Here is a 7,364-nt window from a genome sequence, read left to right on the forward strand (position 1 = left end):
TCCACATCGCTTGAAAGTTCAACTGGTAAAATTTATAATATAAAAGTGGATATAGGAAATGATGGAGAATTGACACAAACTTGCAAAAATCAAATTATGGAGATTTCATCAAATTTATCAGATACAGGTATAGAGGGAGCAGATAACTTTGGAAATACGATAGAAAAAATTGCTTTATCGGTTAAATCTGGTAATATTGCTTTTGAAATAAATAATGTTTTTGCCAATAGTGTAGAGTTTTCCATTGTATTTAGTACATCAGATTTGCTGCCAGAAGAGGAAAAAGAGTGGACAATATCGGTTGCTTTGATTTTTACAATGACATTAAATTCTAATAGTGGTCTTGAATTTAATGTTGTAGAATTCACAAAAGAGCATAGTAATATACTGGCAGGAGCCGTAATATTAGTTCTTGCGGGTGCATTAGTTGTAAATGCAATTCCGTCAATTATTGCTTTATTTTCAGCTGGAGCAGGTACTGTTTTTGGTTTGTTGATTCAAGCACTGTAAATTGTAAAAGAATAAAAGAGACAATGGCCAGAGGTTCGATTTTATAAAGAGGACCTCTGGCAAAAGGGGGATTAAGAAGAATGCATATTAAATCAATTGTGTCAGATGAGGATAGGGAAGAATTAGAAAGAATGCTTTCGCTTGGGTTTATAATTCCTAATCAATTATTTAAAACAAGACAGAAAAGTAGAATGATTATCTATATTTTTACACCTGTAGAATTTTTACTGTCGATTAATTGTTATCTGTCGGAAAGTTATTTGATGTTTGGAATAGGGATTGGAACTTGTGTGGCTTGTGTGGCTTGGATTATTTGGTATCAAATGATTGGTAAAAATTTTGAAAAAAATGTTCATGAATTTGTCTGGGGTAGATCAGGATATGAAACGGTGGATATCGATGAAAACGCAATTAAAATAGATGAAGATCAAATTTATGAATTTAAAAATATTGATAGAATGTTCTTATATAAAAACTTCTTTTTTTTCATAACAAATGAAAAGAAAATATTTATATTTAAAACGACAGATATGGAGTCGGATGAACTTATAAAAATTATTAAAACAACAGGGATTTTATTTGAAAAAAAAGAAAAACCATTTAATATTTATAAGTATTGTAAAAAAGGAAAAAGTTTTTAAAAATAAGCAGAGGATGGTGGATTTATCATCCTTTTAGAGAAGAGCATGTATTTTAAAGGGAATCTGGTTTTGCAGGTTCCCTTTTTGCCATCAAAAACGTTGATGTTTTATCAAATGACGCTAAAAATAAAAAGAATAATGCAGGGGGTGACATTATTAGTTATCGCTGTAATATTTGGATAAAATATAAATAAAACATAAAAAATATAAATAAATTATAAAATGGCGACAGTTTTTTCTTGTTCAAGTGTTTATTATATAGAGGACAAAATAAGACAGCAAAGGAAGTGGTGCTGTTGCATCGGAAAAATGACACAAAATTAGTGATGTCCATTCGGGAAAAGAATTGAAGGGGATTCTTTTCCCCATTTGTCGTGTTACGAAAGACTGAGGGTAAGAAAATATGCTAGAACTTGCAATCTGTGATGATGACATCATCCTATGTAATTGGTTAGAACAGAAGCTGCTCCATTATGGGAAAGCGAATGACTGTCAGATATCTATAGAAATATACTATTCTGCGGAGCAGCTTCTTAACAGGCTGGAAGAAGAATCCTACGATATGTTATTCCTTGATATTTGTCTGGAACATGAGAATGGAATTGATATCGGAACGGAGATACGAAAGAAAAATTATGGAAAAGAACTGCGGATTACCTATATTTCAACATATCAGGAATATGCTATGAAATTATTCCGTATTCATCCATTTGATTTTCTTGTAAAGCCAATCCGAGAGGAAGAACTTTTCCGGGTGATAGGTGAATTACGGGAACTGTTAAAAGAACGGAAGAAAATATTTGAATATACGGATACAAAAGGAATCCACAAGATTTCTTATGACAAGATCCTGTATTTTTATAGTCTGGGAAAAAGAGTACATATCGTGACATCGGAAAAAGAATATGAATATCGAGGAAAATTAAAGGATGTAGCGGATGTAACAGAAGAATATTTCTTACTGATTCACAAGTCCTATCTCATCAATATGGAACACGTGGAGCATTACGAATATGACAACGTGGTTATGAAAGACAAGACACGTCTCAGTATCAGTAAAGCAAATCGCAAGAAGGTCAGGGAAAGACTATTACAAACGGAGAAGAAAAGATTATGAATATCCATTTGATCACTTATCTGACAAGTAAATTATTCTGGATTTATACTGTGTTCCGTTACAATACCATCCTGTATCCAAAAAATGAGGATACACAAAAGCTATTTGCATATTTTTGTGCATATCTGCTTTCATGCTGGGGAAGCATGCAGTGGGGAACGATGTACGGAGATCTGATCTTTGAGCTGATAGCTCTGTTAATTATAACAGTGGCATATCAGGCAGACTGGCAACATCATGTCTGGAATACACTTATGGTATATATTATGGGAATTTTATGTGATGGGATTCCAATCGTGTTCTTTCAACGGTATGCGGTAGCAAGAAATCCGGTGCATCATCACATGGGACCGGGAACTATTGTAATGGGAAATTTTATATTCTTTTTACTGGAAGTCATTATTGAAAGAAAAGTAGGTGTAAAGAGAAGTTATTATATAAAGAACCGTCATTGGCTTGCTATGCTTTCTGTCCCGGTGATCAGCATTATAGTCTGTATCAGGATATTGCTGCCAGACAGAAGAGGTGTGCGGTCTACGATTGTATTATTCTTACTGTTTATCAATGTGTTTATTTTCTATCTGCACGATGAGGTTCAGAAAAGTTATATTGAAACAGCAAAACAGGAAGAGATGAAAATTCAGATGAGCCAGTATGCAAAAGAACTGGAGATGATGATGAAATCACAGGACAGGCTGAATAAGATACATCATGATTACAAGCACCATCTTACAACAATAGGGGCAATGGCAAAAACGGGAGGAAATGAAGAGATTCTATCGTATCTGAAACAAATGGAGAATATAGCCGGAACAGCCTTATGTCATCATTTATATACAGAAAACCGTAATATGAATAATCTGCTGAATTATATTTTGGAAGATTCGAAATCAGTAATTGAAAATCCGGAGATTTCTGTAGAAATACCGAATCATATAGGGGAAGAATTATTTGATATAAGTATAATAGTGGGAAATCTTATGGATAATGCTATTCGTGGGACAGCAGCTTCAGATGAAAGGAGATTATCGTTTCAGATGTATTAAGGAAAAGGAATCATGAATATCCAGATTGAGAATAGCATAAAAGATACACCAAAAGTGCGGAATGGAATTTATCTGACAACGAAAAGCAGGAAAGAAGGACATGGAATAGGATTACAAAATGTGAAACTCGTAGTAGAAAAATATCATGGTCAGATGGAGATCTGCCATACGGAGAAATCCTTTCAAGTGAAAATATTATTATATATGAAATTAGATGAAAAATAGTAAGGCGATGGTGTCTTACTATTTTTTTCGACCGATTTCGTCTATTTTTGCCACCTCAAGGGGCATTTTTACCATTTATGAAAATTTTGTGATTTTTTAGATTATAGTAGTGCCAAAGTCAGAAAAAAGGAGGGTAGCGGTTATTTTGTAAAGGAATTATAGAAAAAGATTACAAGAGGGAGAAAGAGACTATGAAGAGATTTCGAAAGTCGGCTATAGCCTTAGTACTTGCACTCCTGATGGCACTACAGGGAACAGAGCCTATTTTTGTACAGGCAAAAGAGGCCATTGAGGATGTACAGAAGAATGCAGATTTCTCCAGACCAGAGGCTTTGACGGAAGAGGAAGCAGGGATTACAGATTCCACATCTGGAGAACAAGATAAGAGTCAGCAGTCTGATGCGGACGTACAAAATGAAACGACGCCATCAGAAGATACAGAGACGCAGGAAGAACAGACAACTCCAGCGGAAGAAACAGAAGAAAATCCGCAGGAAAAAGAAGTGGAGTTGAAAGAACCACAGGATTACTATCCGATTCCAGAAGAACCGGAAGGTGAACTGATTGATTATGATGCCATTTCCAAGACTTATAAGACAGGGGACAAGCAGTATACAACCGTTTATGGAGGTTATGTCGGAACTTATAAGAATGAGGATGGAGATACCGAGCTGGTTGATAATACACTTGTAAAACCAGAAGAAGCAGATACTCCGGCATCCGAAGAAGCACAGGAAGCCAGCAGTGTAGTGGCAACTGAAGAAAAGGAAGAGAAAACAGAAGTTTATCAGAACAAGGCAAACGATTATGCTATCCTTCTTCCGGAACAGATGTCAGAAGAGAATGGTGTAACGATTGAAAATGGAAAGACCAGAATCGGGATCATTCCGGTAGATGGAGATTATACACATTCCGTTATTAAAGACAATGCGATCCTTTATAATGAAGTTTACGAGGGCGCAGATGTTCAGTATACAGTACTGGATTCCAGCATTAAGGAAGATATCGTACTTCAGCAGCCAACAGACAGGGAAGTCTATGAATACGAGCTGCAGATTCCGGGGTATCAGGCAGAAGTAAAAGACAATCAGGTCTATATCTATCCGGAAGGGAAGACAATCAAAGATGCGAAGTATCTTCTGGAGACGCCATCAATGGAAGATGCTGCCGGGGAAATCAGTTTCCTGATCACATTGGAACTTCGGGAAGAAGATGGAAAAACAATCCTGACCGTAAAACCAGATAGGGATTGGCTTTCGGCAGAAGAACGTCAGTATCCGGTCAGGATCGATCCGACACCAGTAGAGATTCAGAAGAGTTCCTTTAACATGATCGGTGTGGAAGAGGGAAGTCCTACCAGTCAGATTGGTGACAACAATTATCCGTATGTCGGATTTGATGATGGTATTAAGTCTGGGAACCTTGCAGGATTTGGTACTGCACACCAGAACTGCCGGACTTATATCAAAGTAAATTCAAATTTTAGTCAGATTCCGAAAGATTCCAAAATTGACAGTGCAACATTTGCAGTCAGTCAGAAAACTGCATACAGTGGTGGTGCATCCCAGTTTGGACTTTATCGTGTAGATCAGTCGTGGAACACCTCCATCACATGGAAAACAAAACCAGTAAATCTTACGTTTCAGGATGTACAGAATGCAAGTACCAGCAGGAACAGCTATATCAATTATGACGTCAAAGATCTGGTCAATGACTGGGTGCAGGGAACTCATGCGAATAACGGATTTGCACTGGTAGCCATTGCCGAGGCAAATAACCTTGGAGCTTCTATGCAGTGTGAGGTACTGAATAACAGGGCATCCGTTTATGGACCGAAACTCAGCATCCAGTGGTCACCGGCTGAAGATCCATATCTGCGAGATATGTCACTGGATGAAACAACGATCCTGCTTCGCCCGATGACAGAAAAGAATACAAATGGAAAGCTGAAGTTTGATGCCGTATTTGCAGACGGAATTGCAAAGAGCAAATCTACAGTAGAATATTATCTGCTTCCAGATGAGGAAAATGAAGAACATCACGAAACAGATGCAAAACCATTGTATTCCTATCCAGACAGTACTGAATACAATAAGCAGTTCCCGGAGGCGAATAAGTATTACAGCAAAGATTCCAACTGGCAGAGTGCACTGTATTCAGGGCTGACGAAGGACAAGCTTTATAAGATCAAAGCAAAAGCATCGAAAGAGATTGATGGAAAGCTGGAAACAGGAAAAGAAGTGACCAGTGACAGCTTTGTGATCTATGAAGTGAAGCAGTTTGATACATTCCCGAAGATTGCAAAATATTATGGTGTTCCGCTTAAGAACATTATGAAAGACAATCAGGTTATGGACGCACTGGTAGTCGCAAATAACACGATCTTTATCCGTAACCCACAGACAAATGTTCCATATAGTCCTGCACCGCTTACCGATCAGGATAAGATGCGGATTGACGGAGCATTGATGGGAAGAGGCCTGCACTGTGAATTTGGATTTGAACCAGTCAACTTAAATACTGGTAACTTCTACATGGATCAGTCCGATGCGACGATGAATGAACTGAATGGAGAATTCTCCATTACAAGAAGCTACAATTCCAAAGGAACAGACCAGCATTCCATGTTCGGACGTGGATGGAGCTTTAACTATGACCAGTCACTTTCTCAAATGGAGGACGGAAGTCTTCTGTATATGAGAGGGGACGGAAGTTATCTGATCTTTGATAAGAATGAAGATGGAAGCTACACTACTCCGGATGGTTATGTATATGATTTAAAAGCAGTCAGCTATAAAGATACAGACCATGACTACATCGGATGGGAACTGACAGATGCGGATCAGAGCGTCTGGTCATTTGATAAATATGGAATTTTACGTTATGTAACGGATGTGAATGGATTTAAGACAGTATTAGATTATGACGATGATTATAATCTGAGTAAGATTACAACACCATCCGGAAAAACATTCGGGGTAAAACAGGATAAATTCGGGCATATCAAGGAACTGTCTCTTCCAGATGGTGGAAAAGTTTCTTACAAATATGATGAGCAGGGAAACCTGATATCTGTAACAGACCCGAATGGAACAACAAAAGAATATCAGTATGATGATGACAGCCGTATGACAAGCTGGAAAGATGAGAATGGCAATACGGTTGTAAAGAATACTTACGATAAAGAAGGAAGAGTTGTAGAGCAGACTGATGCAGAAAAAGGAACGGCAACTTTCAAGTACGGAAAGAGTTCTACTACAACAACAGATAACGAAGGAAATAAGACCGTTTATCATTATGATGATCAGTACCGCACAACATCCATTGAATATCCGGATGGAACAACCTGTGAAAAGACTTATAATGCAGAAAATCAACTTGCTTCCGAAACGACAGCAGCCGGAACAAAAACTTACACTTATGATGCATTTGGCAATGTAGCAACGGAGACAAGAGAGGATGGAAAGACAGCCTCTTATACTTATAATGAGCAGAATAAGCTGACCAGTGCAACTGGATATAACGGAGCAACGGTTACTTACAGTTATGACGGTAATGGAAATATGGTCACATCTACAAAACCGGATGGAACAGCCATTACCTATACTTACGATGACAAACATCGTATGGTATCCCAGACAGACGGCAGAGGTGTCACAACAACGTATTCGTATGACGGGCCGAACATGACCGGATATGTGGATGAAAATGGAGCAGCATGGGGATTCACGTATGACGCGATGAATCGTGCAGTTACCATGACAGATCCACTTGGAAATGTAACCTCGAACAGTTACGATGCGAATGGTAATCTGACTTCTAAGA

General features: G+C 37.9%; 5 protein-coding genes and 1 pseudogene. All 6 read left to right on the forward strand.

Going from position 1 to position 7,364, the window contains the following annotated elements; translation table 11 throughout:
• Positions 1 to 510 (forward strand): annotated as a pseudogene (locus tag WMO25_RS12285) (glycoside hydrolase domain-containing protein); the annotation flags it as partial.
• A gap of 80 nt (positions 511 to 590) precedes the next feature.
• Entirely contained in the window at positions 591 to 1,151 is a 561-nt protein-coding gene (locus tag WMO25_RS12290) for a hypothetical protein (RefSeq protein ID WP_006426967.1), read from the forward strand.
• Between the two features lie 403 nt (positions 1,152 to 1,554).
• Entirely contained in the window at positions 1,555 to 2,268 is a 714-nt protein-coding gene (locus WMO25_RS12295) for a LytR/AlgR family response regulator transcription factor (RefSeq protein WP_015513340.1), read from the forward strand.
• Positions 2,265 to 3,314 carry an ATP-binding protein gene (locus WMO25_RS12300; protein ID WP_243187884.1) on the forward strand — a complete coding sequence of 350 codons (1,050 nt, stop codon included), beginning with the start codon at positions 2,265 to 2,267 and terminating at the stop codon, positions 3,312 to 3,314. The genes WMO25_RS12295 and WMO25_RS12300 overlap by 4 nt, the downstream gene beginning before the upstream one ends.
• A 12-nt stretch (positions 3,315 to 3,326) precedes the next feature.
• Positions 3,327 to 3,539 (forward strand): GHKL domain-containing protein, encoded by a 213-nt coding sequence (locus WMO25_RS12305; RefSeq protein WP_243187882.1) that lies wholly within the window; start codon positions 3,327 to 3,329, stop codon positions 3,537 to 3,539.
• Positions 3,540 to 3,730: 191 nt separating this feature from the next.
• Positions 3,731 to 7,364: DNRLRE domain-containing protein (locus tag WMO25_RS12310; protein ID WP_349085534.1), on the forward strand; the 3,634-nt coding region annotated here is incomplete at its 3' end.

Source organism: Coprococcus intestinihominis, from assembly GCF_040096555.1.
Lineage (GTDB): Bacteria > Bacillota > Clostridia > Lachnospirales > Lachnospiraceae > Coprococcus_A > Coprococcus_A intestinihominis.